Genomic DNA, 14,175 nt, shown 5'->3' with positions numbered 1-14,175 from the left:
CGAGACAAGCTTTTAAGGTGAGATTGCCTCCTGCAGGCGGCTGGCTTCATGTACACGAAAACGTCCGTTGGACGAACCCACATACACTTCATTACCGATCCGGTTAATCATTCCATTCTTCGCATCCCGGTCCCGGTGCTCCGGGTTTCCCATCACAACGTCATGTACACGACCTAACAGTGCTCCATTCTTTTTGTTCATTACGAGAAGATTTTCGTCCATGGGCAACAGCAACTGATCATCAATGACCAGATAACTTCCCTGATTCGTCGGATGCCTTAGTGTTGCAATCGTATCTTTGGCATTCCAACGCGTCTCCCCCGTTTTATAATCCACAGCCGCTGGATAACCGTTCTTAATCACATACAACTGATCCTCTTCCACCAGTCCTCGTTCAATCTTGCCCTTGATCGTCCAGCGTGTTTTGCCTGTCTTGGCATCATACAGGGTGGTTGTAAAATCTTCATATTCGCCGTAATGATCGCCGTTTTTGTTCTCACGGATCAACAACATGCCATCATCCAGCGCCTCAAATCTCTGTCCTACCAGAACAGGGAATTGGGCAAGCTTTTTCCCCGTGTTCAGATCAAGCAGAAGCCACTGATTATCTAACGATAGCCATCTTTCAGCATTCGTGGTTGCAAAGGGATCCATACGTTCGATTCCATCAAAATATGGATCATTCACAAATTGTTCTATGGTAGATCGTTTAGCTTTCAAGCTCCATACGGTTCGGCCCGATTGCGGATCGGCTGCAACTAGCTTATTCTTTTCCCAATACAACACATAGGGGTCATCTGCACTCTTGTTCAATAATTCATAACCCTTAGCCAGTTTTCGCGTCCACAATGTTTTTCCGTTTGCACTGTCCAGAACCGTTAACCAACTGTTGCTTGAGCTCTCAACAACCGGGTTATCTACAACCACAACGTTCTTCGCAGCGGTGATGCCATTTAGTTTAAAATTTTGCTTAGGAGTGTACGTCCACATGACCTTTCCGTTCTTCAAGTTCAGATGACGAATACGATCCACGTATTTTTTCTTATCAGGGTCATAATCGGTGTAGATTGTAACGTATTTGCGCTCTGCATCCACCACTGCCTGCTGTCTTCCAAAACCCCCGTTGATCTCCCATAATTGCTGGCCGGAATGTCGGTCAAGGGCATATATAGAACCTTCGTAGTAACCCCCGCTGAATCCACCGTCATCCCCTTTCATCAGAAGCACATCATCCGTGGCTGCTTGTAAAAAAGTGTAGTTAATATCCCCCTGGTTGGTCCATACCGGTTTCCAAGGGATTGTCGTTGGCAGTGTTGTGCCATAGATTTTTGTTGTGAACCCATATTCATCCGCCCGACTGATGTTCCAATCGGAAACAACAGCATTTCGATTATCCTGTGCTAAATTCCAGCGTGTTCTGGCCAGTCTGCCATTCTTGTTTAATGTGACCAGAAATTGCGCATCTTCCCGCTCATATCTCCAGGTCTGTCCAATACTCATTGAATAACCCGTGAAATTTAGATTGCTTGAACTCTCTTTCCAATCCGGCTCGCCTAACCACCCAGCCACTTGTTTGGAGGTGGTTGCCTTGTTCAGCTTAATATCTGTCAGATGGCGTATAACCGAAGTTGGCAGCGATGCCTCCTGATTGAACCAGCCATCAGCCACATTCATCCGCTGTTCTATAGCCTGTGCCTTGATCCAGAAGAGTCCTGGCCGATACGTGGAGGATTCTTTATTCCAGACTCGTGGAGCAATGGATACCCCATACCAGCCTTTCCACTTTGCAACAATAACAGCCTTATCTGTTAGCACTTTCTCAAAAGACCAGGTTGTAGAACTATCTGGTGCCAGATACAGCTTGCTGCCTGATTGGAGTGTGAAGCTTTGGGGAGCTGTTTCCGTCATACTTCTGCTCTCCTTCAGTGCATACCAACTTGGCAGCCAAAAGTTTCCATGATCGGTTGACTTAAGCTGCACCCACTCACCTCGAACCGAGGCCAACGTATACTTTTCGTTTTTTGTTGTATAGTATTCAATCCCCAGCTTGTCAGCAGCCACACTGCCGTCCCTTCTGTTTTTGAACAGAGGGATGTCATTAATAAGCGTAACGGTGTCTCCTTGTTTGTAAGCTAACTTTGCAGTTAAGACTTGGGAACTTTCCCCCAATGCTTGTGGCGTTGTAGCCAAAGCTTGTCCTTCAAGGGCGACCATTTTGGAATCCAGCAGCATCCAGCCCGTCAACAGCACAGCTGATAATCCAGTCATGGTAATCCATTTGTACCCCGTTCTCTGCCAGTCAGGACCCGTCTTCACTCTCGTTCATCCCCATTCATTAGAAGTTATTTCCAATAGAGACGCAGTAAAAAGGAAAAGGTTACCGTTTACCTCAATATATTTCTATCTATCTGCCCGTATTACCTTACATCCACCATCGTAGCATGATAAGGAAAGGTAACCCCGATGTAATAAGCAGCCGTTAAGGTGAGCATATAATAAAATACAAACCACAGATCAGCTCGCGAATAGCCAATCTGAATGTAATACGTGCGGCTCGCGCCATCTGTGAACCCTTTCGCTTCCATTGCTACCGCCATTCGCTGTGCACGGCGAATGCTCTGTGCCAGCAGCGGAATAGCGTAACGCTTGAGTGTACCATACACATTCCAGCGAGAGCCGCGTTGCTGTGTTCCACGAATACGAATCGCATAACGGAGCGTCTGGAATTCATCCAGCAAAATGGGGATCATGCGCATCGCGGCCAAAAAGCTATAGGCATATTTTGCGGGAAGCCGCCACTGCTGCATCAGGGAATAAAACAGTCTCACAGGCTTGGTCGTAAGACCAAAAAGTAACCCAGCCGCGGCCATAGTCAGCGAGCGAAAACCCAAGTGCAGACCGCGATAGAAACTCTCTTCGGTTATGTGGATCAGTCCCCACTTATACCATGTGGTCTCGCCCTTACCAAACATCATCATGCCTGTAGACGTGGAGATAAACACCAGAATGAATGGTGATGCGTACAGCATCAATCTGTACCACGGATGACCTGCCCAGCACAGTAACAGCATCATCGCCAACGCAACGTTGGCCATTACATTCAGATTGTGAATGAGGATAACGATGACAAACATCATCGTCAGAATGATCATCTTTAATCCCGGATTGACGTTATGAAGCCAGGTTTCACGGTGAGGAAACGACAGTTGCATCAGATAACCTCCCCTCATCTACCGTCCAGATTCGGGTGCAATATCTTTTTACAATTTCACGATCATGGGTAACCATGACAATAGCTGTTCCCTCTCTCCGCAATTGCTCCAGCTGTGCTAACATGGCAAACGTATTGCGGGCATCCTGTCCAAAAGTAGGTTCATCCAACAGCAGTATTCGCTGCTCTCTCACCAGTGCAGAGGCAACGCTCAAGCGTCGTTTCTGCCCCATCGATAATTGGTAGGGATGGCGCTCTGAGAGGTCTATTAGCCCAAATTGATTCAACATATGATCAGTCCTGACAAGTCTTTCTTCCGTTGTCAGCCTGCCCCCCAGCAATGAGAATTCCACTTCTTCCGCGACCGTGTTGGTCACAAATTGAAACTCCGGGTTCTGAAATACAAACGCAATTCGATCTGCAAGCTGCTCCGTTTTGCCAGAAGGCTGACCTTCCACCTCATAATGACCTGTTGTTTTCAGGATATTCATCAGAGATAACAACAATGAACTCTTGCCAGCTCCATTAGCTCCGACAATACCAATACAGTCTCCATGCCATACCTTGGCCTGCTCCACCTGAATGAAAGGTGTTTTCCCACGCCATCCAGTGAACTGCTGCAAGTCCAGTGCAGGCAGATAGGCGGGAGATACAGGCGAAAAGGATGAGTCGTGAGATATGGGGGATATACCCGGTGTATCGGATAAGTCAGACGATCGCTGTGTTTCCAAACTTGAGATGCCGTGATCCACACAAACTTGAAGCTCTCCAGAAGTACTTCCCTCTTCTTCCTTAGCTGCCCGCTCTTGCTCCTCCCATATGCCTGGATACCAGATCCCATATGCCTTCAGCTTGCCCCGTTCATGCGTAAATACCTGCTGTGCTGGCCCATCTGCCACAATCTTTCCTTCAGGTGATACCACAATGATGCGGTCGACCATATCCACAATCTTGTTTATTTTGTGTTCAACGATGATGATTGTTTTGTCACTAGCGATCCGTCTGACGGTATCCCACACCTGGGAAGTCCCCTCATCATCCAGCAGTGCAGTGGGTTCATCCAAAAACAATACCTCCGGGTCCATGGCAAGCATCGAAGCAATCGCAAGACGCTGCTTCATCCCCTGAGACATGGACTGGATCAATACACGATTCTGTTCAAAGGATAACCCCACTTGTTTCAGATAATATTCAATCAGAGCAGGCATCTCTTCACGCGGAATATTTCGGTTTTCCAGAACAAATGCGATCTCTTCATCCGTAAAGGACATACAGAACTGGGTATCCGGATCTTGAAAGACCACTCCTGCTTTGGCGGGAACCTGAATATCATCACATTTCATCGGAATCTCAACCGAACGTGGAATTAAACCGCTCAAAATTTGCAATAACGTCGATTTACCGGAGCCACTTGGGCCAAGCAACAGCACTTTCTCTCCTTGACGCACAGAAAGAGACAAGCCTTGAAATACCAAGGCTTTCTCTCCCGGGAACTTGCATCTTAGATTTGTCACACTTACCGCTTGCGAACTCCCTTCCCCGTTCATCTAATCCAGCGCCTCATAATCTTGTTTGGATACCGGCCTGAGCGAACGTGTTACACCGGTGAGTTCCAATGCTTTGGCAAGATAATAAGCGAACACTCCAGCAATCAGAATACTTCCAATGAAGCGGAACCCGATAAATAACGTATAATTCCACGTCGAGAGTGAATCAATATACCCGTACTGGTAATCCAGCAAAAGCGAAGCCGCTGCAGCTCCTATGGCTGCAAGACAGGTAACAAACAGATTCGTTTTGCGATAGAAAAATGCTGCGAAGAATATCTCAGCTCCCAATCCTTGCAACAGGCCATACACCAGTGTGGACATGCCCCATTCACTACCCAAGAAAGCACTTACCGTTGAAGCCGCAACTTCGGCAAGAATAGCCACGCCTGGTTTACGAATGATAACAAAAGCAAACGTGCCCGCCATAAACCACATGCCGTAGATCATCTGCTCCGCATGAACGCCAAATGGTTTCATCAAGTCATATGTAGGTCCCCATATCTTGTAAATCACCCCAAACACTACTGCGATCACGATGGTTACCAGAATATCCGTTAGTTTCAATCGCTTGTTGCCTGCTGTTGTTGCCATGTTCTCTACGCCCTTCCTTTGTTCCCTGTGGGGGTTATCAAAATAAACGAAAAAGCCTCCCCGATTCCGGGCAGGCCTTACGTACAGTGTACAATCCTCACAATGATGTATTGGATGGATGTCGAAAATACGGAATATCAACCAGCACCCCTCCTTCATGGCAGATACACCACCACAGTTCAAGTTCAAAGAGGTCTGTTGTTCATCCACGTTCATTCCCACAATTCACCCTTACATATCGCAAATCCATGTTCTCTACGCTGGCATTACCCAGATCAGATGTACGGTCAGCGGCACAAGGCCACTCTCTCAGCCCAACTTCATTGAGCTCCCGGTTCACTTATTTCATTGCTTCTAATGTACATCAGATGGGTATTTGTGGCAATCCTTTAATATTGCGTGTTCCCAGACTGGCTCGTTTTCCCCGAAGCAAACCCCTTGAACAACGTTGGTACTTTGGAATAACGGGTATTCGTAATTTTCCCTTGTGATGTGCTGCTGTCTGTACGCATAATCGAATCTTTTACATTGGAAATGTTGGAGTTATCCAGCGTCATGTTAACTGCAAAGGAAGTTCCACCATTTTGGCGAACCAGTTTGCCAATATCATCTGCACGGAAATTTTTGATGTTAATTGTTCCAGCTGCATTCATCTGGAACACTTTATCATAAGCCTTATACGCTGCCCCACCGGTAATGTTAACCGTTCCGGCAGACTTCAATGTCAGTGCATCCTCGCCCACGTCCTGCCAGACCACATTCGATATATTACAGTTGCCATAACAGTGAACACCATCAGCAGCTGGTGATCCAATGTTTACGTTTTTGAGCGTGGCCCCTGCCTCCAGACGGAAGACTGGCTTCTGATTTTCTGCTTGAGATCCGTCGCCAAGTGTGGAAGGATTAGCTACAAATGTTTTGCCTTGACCATCATAGGTCGTGCCCTTTGGAACAATAATAGTTGAATTTACAACCGTAGGCGCAGCCGCAGCCGGAACTGCACCAAATATAGAAGCAACCAAACCAGCGGACAGTAACAACGTCAACATTTTTTTCATAACTTTATTCCTCCCTTATTCTCTCGTTTTTTGGTAATGTACAGCCTGGGCTTGTACTGGAAGTTCGCCAGAGGTGCACCTCTGTCCGACCAACAACCTAATCCTACCAAATAAGGAAGGTAACTAGAATAATCATTAGATCAGATATATCATGACATCGTACAATCCCTGTCATATCGGCATTTTTTGCATGCTAGGTCTCTCAAGCAATATGCTGATATCAACCTCTGGTATGCTCATTTGTAACGTATGTACCCCTCACTTAATCCCCAATAACAAAGAAAGACCACTACATTTGTCTCCAAATGTGTGATCTTGAATGTCTTCTGGCTTGCTGATATAAAATATCAGGCTCCAAATCTCTGACGATAACCGCACTTTCTACACAACTCTTCTACAGCTTCGCGTTTGGAGAAGCCATATACCAGATTGTTCGCTCGCTCACCCTCAATAATCTCCGAGAATGACTTCTCGTGCACATTACCCAGGTTAATCACACCCTCGCCATCGAGACAGCATGGAACCACCGTTCCATCTACAAGCACAGCTGCCTGACCGCGAAGTGCATGGCAGAAGCCTTTGCCGTCATCTTCAGGTGCATCCAGACTCGGCCACTGGAACTCATGGTCCTGATTCAGGTATACATTCGGGGCAATTTTGACCCCGCTGCCTGGAACTACTTTTTCCTCAATGCGGAAATCCAGATTGAACTCACGTTCCAATACTTCAAGGGTCTCCCGATTTCGATTCATCTGAGCATTTGTGAAGTTATCCTGTGTCAGATTCCACAACCGAAATGAGATGATGACATTGTGCTTAACGGCCTCGTGTACAAAGGACAAAATATGACGCAGGTATCCGTCACGGTCTGTTGAACCTTCATGCCCATCGAAACTGTGCAGGGAGAAATTCATCTGCCGCAGCGCCGGTTTGCCAAGCAATTTATGCTGAGTCTTGGGCAGCAGTGTACCATTCGTTGTAATGTTCACCTTGAGTCCCTTCTCATGTGCGGAATCGAGCAACAAATCTATTTTGGGATGCAACAAGGGTTCGCCTTTGACATGTAGATAAATATGATTGGTGTGTGGTTTAACTTGATCCAGTATATTGTTGAAGACTTCAGGGTCAATGAATCCTTTGGCACGCTGTGTCTGCGGACAGAAGCTGCATGCCAGATTGCAGATACTCGTGATCTCAATATATACTTTTTTGAACGTTTTCAACTCGGGTCCCCATTCTGCCTAGGAGGGAGAACAATCCCACCTGCATTTTGTGATCCGGCCAATATGCGCCACCCCTATTATATCGGGTTAGGGAGCCCAGGTAAATTGTTCAGTTGTTCGGGTCTGACTCCAAGTTCATCTCAAGAATTCCATCATGCTGCCTCTTTACAGTTCATGTTCGAGTGATATATGCTGAACAGACAACTGCATATCTTGAACTTTTGCACTAGGGGAGCCTTGCGGCTGAGACGAATATGATTATTCGGACCCTTTGAACCTGATCTGGATCATACCAGCGGAGGGAAGTGGAGCGGCCTTTTAGTAAGCGGATTTTTTTCATGTATGTGAAGATAAATTGCGGATTTAACTTACAGACCCACTCATTTCTCCGGAAATGGGTGGGTCTTTTTTGTTCCTTTTGCAGAGTATAGGATGCCGTTGTTATTCCAGCAGTCTGACATCAAGGGGGTGAGGATCAGATGAACAACCATGTAACCATTGAGAACGTTAGCTTCGCTTTTCCTGAAAAAAAGGATTCACCCGTGCTCGCCAATGTGTCGCTTAAGGTCCAACAAGGAGAATTTGTCTCGCTCATTGGCTCCAGCGGGTCAGGTAAAAGCACGCTCTTCAAGCTACTCGCAGGCTTGCATGAGCCAACCGTCGGCACCATCGATATTGCTGATGTACCGCACGGACAACGGCTCGGACGAGTCGCCTATATGCCGCAGAAAGATCTGCTGTTATCCTGGCGTACCGTCATGGAGAACTGCATGCTTCCTTCCGAGTTGGCACGAGGCCGACAGGACAAGGACAAGTTACGTGCCAACATCCTAGCTGGATTGGCAAGGTTCGGCCTGTCGGGTTATGAACAGGCCTATCCAGATGAATTGTCCGGCGGCATGCGGCAGCGGGTGGCATTGCTGCGTACCTTACTTACAGGCGGGCAGCTCATGTTGCTGGATGAACCCTTCGGTGCACTCGACGCCTTAACCAAACGAGAAATGCATCGCTGGTTGCTCGAGCTGTGGGAGGGCTTTGGCCAAACCGTGCTGTTCATTACACATGACATTGAAGAAGCCCTGCTGTTAAGTGACCGTATCATTCTGTTAACTCCAGGGGGGCAAGGTCAGCAGTTGCGGGAGATGACGGTTCCTTTACCACGCCCAAGGCATTCGGACATGATCTACGAACTGGCTCTCGTGCAGATGAGGCAACAACTGGAGGAACAATTACATGCAAAATGATAGAGCTGAGGTTAGCGTTTGGACGTGGTGTTTAAAGTGGCTCTCGAGGTCGTTTTCCCAATATGGTTTGTTTATTATGCTCATGTTCTTATTAATGGCGATCTGGGAAGTGATTGTGCGTATGGGATGGGTGCCCTCCTTCATCATTCCTGCACCTACGGCCATCGCAAGCTCACTGGTTGAACATCGCCGTCTGCTGTTGACCATCCATCTGCCTGCTACCTTTATGGAGGTTGTTGTTGGTTTTGTCTTGTCCATAGTGACTGGAATTACGCTGGCAACAGGCATGCATATGAACCGATCGATTGAAAAGGCCTTGTATCCCTTCATCGTGATCAGTCAGACCATACCGTTGATTGCCTTGTCCCCCGTATTTATCCTGTGGTTTGGTTACACGTTGTGGAGCAAAGTCGCCGTGGTATTTTTAATCGCATTCTTCCCCATTGTGGTCAGTACCTACGATGGACTCCGCCAAGGCGATCCAGAGCAGCGTGAACTGTTGCTCACCATGGGCGCCAGCAAGTGGGATATTTTTTGCAAACTCCAGGTTCCGCTGGCACTTCCCTCTTTTTTCTCGGGGCTAAAGATGTCTGTGGTGTACTGCGTGGTTGGGGCAACGATTGGCGAATGGCTCGGTGGTAGCAAAGGTCTAGGGTACTTCAGCCGTCGTATGTCCAGCAACATGAACACGGATGCGATGTTTGCCGCCATTTTGCTGTTATCCCTGCTTGGGATCGTTTTGTTTGTACTGATTACCTGGCTGGAGAAACGGTTTAGCATACGGCGTCATCGTCATGGAGGCAAAAGAAAGGTTGGATAATACTTAGACAGAAATTAGATGTAAATACAGTAGTTACAATCTTCAAAACAAAACATATCTTATGCACAATTTCAGCAACATCTTCAATCAGTTCATTGTCACATTATCGTTAACATGCTGTTGCCCATTTTCTACAAATCAAAACGATGAAATGAGGAACTTCATTTATGAATAACAAAGGTATATACTCCCTGCTTCCCATCATACTCATTAGCCTTTTGCTGATCGTTAGCGGATGCAGCACCACAGACAATAGCCAAAATACGCCAACAACAGATTCGGCAACCAATACACAGCAAACAGATCCGTCTGCAACCGAACCTGCATCAGACGCCAAAGATAAACTGTCTATCATGCTCGACTGGTACCCGAATGCAGTACACTCCTTCATCTATGTGGCTCAGGAAAAAGGATACTTTGCAGACCAAGGTCTGGATGTCGAAATTCAGATGCCTGCGGATACCAATGATTCACTCAAACTTGTTGCTGCCGGAAAAATTGATCTGGCCCTAAGCTACCAGCCCCAAATTTTGCTCGCTCGTGGCGAGAACATTCCTGTACGTTCCATTGCTGCTGTTGTTCGCCACCCGCTTGTGCATCTGTTGACCGAAGCAAATGGCAACGTGAGCTCACCCAAAGATCTTGAAGGAAAAACTGTCGGTTATTCTTCGATTCCGCTGTATGAAGCGATGGTTCGTACGATGATTAGCCACGATGGTGGCAATCCCGACAACATGAATCTGGTTGATGTTGGGTTCGATCTGATTCCTTCGCTGGCTTCCGGACAGGCAGATGCGATTATGGGTGGTTTTATTAACCATGAGCAATTGATTTTGGAGAAAGAAGGACATGCCATGAAATCGATTACCCCCGTCGATTATGGTGTGCCTGATTATTATGAATTGGTCCTGACCGCAAGTGAAGCTGGCATTGAAGCGAAAAAAGACCAACTTACCCGGTTTCTCAAAGCGGTCCAGGAAGGACAGAAATATGTGACTGAGCATCCAGAAGAAGCCTTGAGTATTCTGCTCGCTCATGAGAATGAAACATCACCGCTTGACCCGGAGATCGAAACTAAAAGCCTGGCAATTCTGCTACCACTCATGAATGAAGAAGGCCAACCATTTGGTCGGCAGGAAATGGAATCGTGGGAAAATGTACGTGCATGGCTCGTTGAACAGGATTTGATTCCTGAATCGGTGAAAGCCGAGGATGCTTTTATTACTCTGCAAGGAGAGTAAATAAAGGAGAGCAACGCGAATAAAGGAAAAGTGATTGAACATAAAGGGAATGAAAGCAATGTGATTAAAAGTAAAGTTAGCAAGAACGTGAGGATCGGATGCATAAAGGTTTGTGGAATGGAATTGGCCTGAAGCAAGCATCGGAGGATCAGAATTTATAACAATCCTAAGTGGCTTGATGTGCAATTGGGCAGCTTGATATGCGTTTGGGTGGCTTGTTGATATGTATTTGGTAATGTAATTAGCGCTTATCTTCAAGCCTACTGGGAGCTGAAACGCTCCTTAACTTGATCGAAACAGAGCATGCTACGACTGCTAACGAATCTGAGGCGTCCTATTCAGGGATTTGGAGCGGTTGCAGAAATCTAAAGAACCTGAAACATGTTATATCAGAATAAATAGCTGTTTGCAGCGTTTTGGTCAGGAGATTCTGGGAATAACGTGTCTGATGTTCCTTACATTTCAAAAGGAGGACCTGACAGCCAAATAAGACGTCCTGTGTTCTTTAGAAACATCGTCTGACCAGTCGTGCCCCGATCGATCGTGCCCCAATCAGTTGGGTATCGACCAGCCTGGACTTCAAGACACTGGTTGGATGCTAACATCCATCACAGTATTGCTTGCCTAAGTTTGGAGAAATTCACTCTGTTCACTTTCTGTATTTTGTATCGTTTCGTTTTTTATTGTTTCGCTAGATATCGATCAGAATGATTCAATTTGTCTATATCCAGTTCCAAAAATCCATTTTAGTGAGTTATGAAATTAATTTAGATTTTACGTTTCTGCTTTTCCCGCATTAATGCATCTGGCTGTTGTTAGACTCTGCGCCCCAACTCAACAAGGGAACTCATATCCAATTATTCTGTTGAGTGACTCCAGATATCGGACTTCCGCCGATCGGGTTACTTCAAAACAAGGAGGAAATTATATGTCTTATCTGGAACGTGTTCGTACGCAAAATCCGCTGGTACACAATATCACTAACCTTGTCGTGGCTCCCTTCACAGCCAATGGTCTGCTTGCACTCGGTGCGTCCCCTTTTATGGCCTATGCTCATGAAGAGGTCGCTGATGTCGCCAAGATGTCAGGAGCCGTGGTACTCAACATCGGTACACTCGATGACAAAGTCGTTCGGGCGATCCGTCTGGCAGGCCAATCGGCTAATTCGCATCACGTGCCTGTGGTGCTTGATCCCGTCGGCGCAGGCGCAACCACTTATCGCACGGAAACCGTGCAGATGCTCATTCGTGAACTTCGTCTCACGGTACTGCGCGGCAATGTGGCAGAGGTCGCCAATGTCATCGGTGAGAGTTGGAGTATTAAAGGTGTGGACGCAGGATCAGGTGAGGGCGACCGAATCGGCATTGCGGAGCGGGCAGCGCATAAACTTGGCTGTGTCGTGGTCATTACCGGAAAAGAAGATATTATTACTGATGGACAATCCACATTTCTCACGAGTAATGGTCATGCACTGCTCACTCAGGTCACAGGTGCTGGCTGTCTGCTCAGTTCGGTGATTGGTGCTTTTACAGCCATAGCGGAATCAGGAGCCGATCTTCTAGGCAGCGTTGTTGAAGCGCTCGCTTTTTATGGTGTATCGGCTGAACTGGCAGCAGAACGTACGGCTCACCTGGGACCCGGCAGCTTCCAGATTGAGTTGTTGAATCAACTGGCACAAGTGACACCTGATCTCTTGGCAGAACGCGCACAGATCCGTCAGACCCGTGGAGGTGCAGTATGAGCATTGCTCAAGCGCTAACCATTGCAGGCTCTGATAACGGGGGCGGTGCAGGCATTCAAGCCGATCTGAAAACATTTCAGGAGCTTGGGGTATACGGCATGACCGTTATCACCGCTATTGCTGCCCAAAATACAACAGGTGTGCAGGGCGTTTTTCCCATCCCTTACGATGGCATTGCCCAGCAATTGGACTCGACCGGCGAAGACTTTCAACCAACCGCAACGAAGACCGGCATGTTATATAGTGCCGAGATTATTCGTCTAGTGGCTGAGAAATGGCAGCAATACCGTTGGTCAAATCTGGTCATCGACCCTGTGATGGTAGCCAAAGGTGGCGCCCCCCTTCTCCAGCAGGAAGCTGTAAAGGCGTTGGTTACGGATCTGTTGCCCCATGCCCTGATCACAACACCCAATATTCCGGAAGCGGAACTGCTTACCGGGATGTCTATCACCAATCTGAGCCAGCGGGAAGAAGCCGCAAGACGGATTGTACAGATGGGCTCAACGTATGCTTTGGTCAAAGGTGGTCATGATGAAGGAAGTGGCATGATCGTGGATGTGCTCTACGATGGGCAGTCTTTTCATTATCTGGAGAATGTTCGTGTGGTAACACGTCATACACACGGAACGGGATGCACGTACTCTGCTGCGATCACCGCAGAGTTAGCAAAGGGTTCACCTGTTCTGGCTGCCGTTATGACCGCGCGAGCATTCATTCAGGCAGCCATCGAAGATGAGTTGGGGATTGGCGCCGGACATGGGCCGACAAATCATTTTGCGTATCAGCGCAGACAGCGGGGTGAGCAGTGATGCGCCCTTGGGATGCAGAAGCGGTACGACGCGCGATGCAGGTGTATTTGGTGATGGGCAGCGTTAATACAACGCAAGACCCTGTGGAAGTGCTGCGCCAGGCCATTGCTGGCGGCATCACGCTGTTCCAGTTCCGCGAAAAGGGAACTGGCGCCCTGGTTGGCGAAGCTTGCATCACGCTTGCAATGCGGCTTCGCGAGGTGTGCAGCCAGCACGGGGTCCCGTTCATCGTGAACGATGATGTGGAGCTGGCTGTAGCGGTGGAGGCCGACGGCGTGCATGTCGGCCAGGAGGATGCGGACGCGGCGCTTGTACGCGCCCGCATTGGAGATGGGCGGATGCTTGGCGTATCCGCCCACTCTGTGGATGAGGCGCGCCGTGCGTTGCAGGCGGGCGCCGACTACCTTGGCGTCGGGCCCATGTACCCGACGCGCTCCAAAGCGGATGCCCACGCTGTGCTGGGCCCCGCAGGGGTGGCGGAACTGCGCGCCGCAGGCATCGCAGTTCCGATTGTGGGTATCGGCGGCATTACGCCCGATACCACGGCCGCCGTGATGGCGGCTGGAGCCGACGGCGTAGCCGTCATCTCCGCCATCGCGGGCGCGGCCGACGTGTGCGCAGCGGCTGCGCAGTTCGCTGCGGCAGTGCGCGGGATGCAGGCGTAGCCCTGCTCTCCCTGCACTGCCA

12 protein-coding genes and 2 riboswitches are annotated in these 14,175 nt (G+C 48.3%); of the genes, 6 read left to right on the top strand and 6 right to left on the bottom strand.

Annotated elements, in window-relative coordinates:
• Window positions 1-12: 12 nt before the first annotated feature.
• The 6 genes from MHH25_RS04685 to MHH25_RS04660 form a co-directional block, all read right to left on the bottom strand.
• Window positions 13-2,316, bottom strand: a complete 2,304-nt coding sequence (locus MHH25_RS04685; protein WP_340019297.1) for a PQQ-binding-like beta-propeller repeat protein — start codon at window positions 2,314-2,316, stop codon at window positions 13-15.
• A gap of 101 nt (window positions 2,317-2,417) precedes the next feature.
• On the bottom strand, window positions 2,418-3,212 hold the full coding sequence (locus MHH25_RS04680; RefSeq protein WP_340019296.1) for an energy-coupling factor transporter transmembrane component T: 795 nt from the start codon (window positions 3,210-3,212) through the stop codon (window positions 2,418-2,420).
• The gene (locus MHH25_RS04675; RefSeq protein ID WP_340019295.1) at window positions 3,187-4,758 is read right to left on the bottom strand and encodes an ABC transporter ATP-binding protein; all 1,572 of its coding nucleotides are present in this window, start codon (window positions 4,756-4,758) and stop codon (window positions 3,187-3,189) included. Before MHH25_RS04675 ends, MHH25_RS04680 begins: the two co-directional genes overlap by 26 nt.
• Window positions 4,759-5,352: an ECF transporter S component gene (locus tag MHH25_RS04670; RefSeq protein WP_338707812.1), complete on the bottom strand. Its 594-nt coding sequence runs from the start codon at window positions 5,350-5,352 to the stop codon at window positions 4,759-4,761. It abuts the gene before it with no gap.
• Window positions 5,353-5,587: 235 nt separating this feature from the next.
• Window positions 5,588-5,698, bottom strand: a riboswitch (TPP riboswitch).
• A 43-nt stretch (window positions 5,699-5,741) separates the two neighbouring features.
• On the bottom strand, window positions 5,742-6,410 hold the full coding sequence (locus MHH25_RS04665; protein ID WP_036672662.1) for a pectate lyase: 669 nt from the start codon (window positions 6,408-6,410) through the stop codon (window positions 5,742-5,744).
• Window positions 6,411-6,757: 347 nt separating this feature from the next.
• Complete coding sequence (locus MHH25_RS04660) at window positions 6,758-7,633, bottom strand: radical SAM/SPASM domain-containing protein (protein ID WP_036606150.1); 876 nt, start codon at window positions 7,631-7,633, stop codon at window positions 6,758-6,760.
• 218 nt (window positions 7,634-7,851) lie between these two features.
• Window positions 7,852-7,954: riboswitch (TPP riboswitch) on the top strand.
• A gap of 158 nt (window positions 7,955-8,112) precedes the next feature.
• Here MHH25_RS04660 and MHH25_RS04655 point away from each other — a divergent pair.
• The 6 genes from MHH25_RS04655 to thiE all read left to right on the top strand — a co-directional run bounded on the left by MHH25_RS04655 (window position 8,113) and on the right by thiE (window position 14,153).
• Window positions 8,113-8,877 carry an ABC transporter ATP-binding protein gene (locus MHH25_RS04655; RefSeq protein ID WP_340019294.1) on the top strand — a complete coding sequence of 255 codons (765 nt, stop codon included), beginning with the start codon at window positions 8,113-8,115 and terminating at the stop codon, window positions 8,875-8,877.
• A complete protein-coding gene (locus MHH25_RS04650) occupies window positions 8,867-9,697 on the top strand; it encodes an ABC transporter permease (RefSeq protein WP_340019293.1) in 831 nt (276 codons plus the stop codon). The genes MHH25_RS04655 and MHH25_RS04650 overlap by 11 nt, the downstream gene beginning before the upstream one ends.
• Window positions 9,698-9,864: 167 nt before the next feature.
• Entirely contained in the window at window positions 9,865-10,938 is a 1,074-nt protein-coding gene (locus MHH25_RS04645; RefSeq protein ID WP_340019292.1) for an ABC transporter substrate-binding protein, read from the top strand.
• Window positions 10,939-11,866: 928 nt separating this feature from the next.
• Window positions 11,867-12,679 carry a hydroxyethylthiazole kinase gene (gene thiM, locus MHH25_RS04640; RefSeq protein WP_340019291.1) on the top strand — a complete coding sequence of 271 codons (813 nt, stop codon included), beginning with the start codon at window positions 11,867-11,869 and terminating at the stop codon, window positions 12,677-12,679.
• Window positions 12,676-13,488, top strand: coding sequence for a bifunctional hydroxymethylpyrimidine kinase/phosphomethylpyrimidine kinase (gene thiD / locus MHH25_RS04635; RefSeq protein WP_340019290.1), 813 nt, complete (start codon window positions 12,676-12,678; stop codon window positions 13,486-13,488). Before thiM ends, thiD begins: the two co-directional genes overlap by 4 nt.
• On the top strand, window positions 13,488-14,153 hold the full coding sequence (thiE, locus tag MHH25_RS04630) for a thiamine phosphate synthase (protein ID WP_340019289.1): 666 nt from the start codon (window positions 13,488-13,490) through the stop codon (window positions 14,151-14,153). The genes thiD and thiE overlap by 1 nt, the downstream gene beginning before the upstream one ends.
• The last annotated feature ends 22 nt before the right edge of the window (window positions 14,154-14,175 follow it).

This window comes from Paenibacillus sp. FSL H3-0457 (genome assembly GCF_037981725.1).
Classification (GTDB): Bacteria; Bacillota; Bacilli; order Paenibacillales; family Paenibacillaceae; genus Paenibacillus; species Paenibacillus amylolyticus.
Note: the sequence above shows the minus strand (reverse complement) of the source record. Positions and strands in the feature narration are given on the sequence as shown.

What these genes read in the sequence shown, in the direction of transcription:
- thiM (WP_340019291.1), top strand. Translation starts at nt 11,867, where the DNA reads ATGTCTTATCTGGAACGTGTTCGTACGCAAAATCCGCTGGTACACAAT.
- MHH25_RS04655 (WP_340019294.1), top strand. Translation starts at nt 8,113, where the DNA reads ATGAACAACCATGTAACCATTGAGAACGTTAGCTTCGCTTTTCCTGAA.
- MHH25_RS04680 (WP_340019296.1), bottom strand. Translation starts at nt 3,212, where the DNA reads ATGCAACTGTCGTTTCCTCACCGTGAAACCTGGCTTCATAACGTCAAT.
- MHH25_RS04645 (WP_340019292.1), top strand. Translation starts at nt 9,865, where the DNA reads ATGAATAACAAAGGTATATACTCCCTGCTTCCCATCATACTCATTAGC.
- thiD (WP_340019290.1), top strand. Translation starts at nt 12,676, where the DNA reads ATGAGCATTGCTCAAGCGCTAACCATTGCAGGCTCTGATAACGGGGGC.
- MHH25_RS04650 (WP_340019293.1), top strand. Translation starts at nt 8,867, where the DNA reads ATGCAAAATGATAGAGCTGAGGTTAGCGTTTGGACGTGGTGTTTAAAG.
- MHH25_RS04675 (WP_340019295.1), bottom strand. Translation starts at nt 4,758, where the DNA reads ATGAACGGGGAAGGGAGTTCGCAAGCGGTAAGTGTGACAAATCTAAGA.
- thiE (WP_340019289.1), top strand. Translation starts at nt 13,488, where the DNA reads ATGCGCCCTTGGGATGCAGAAGCGGTACGACGCGCGATGCAGGTGTAT.
- MHH25_RS04670 (WP_338707812.1), bottom strand. Translation starts at nt 5,352, where the DNA reads ATGGCAACAACAGCAGGCAACAAGCGATTGAAACTAACGGATATTCTG.
- MHH25_RS04665 (WP_036672662.1), bottom strand. Translation starts at nt 6,410, where the DNA reads ATGAAAAAAATGTTGACGTTGTTACTGTCCGCTGGTTTGGTTGCTTCT.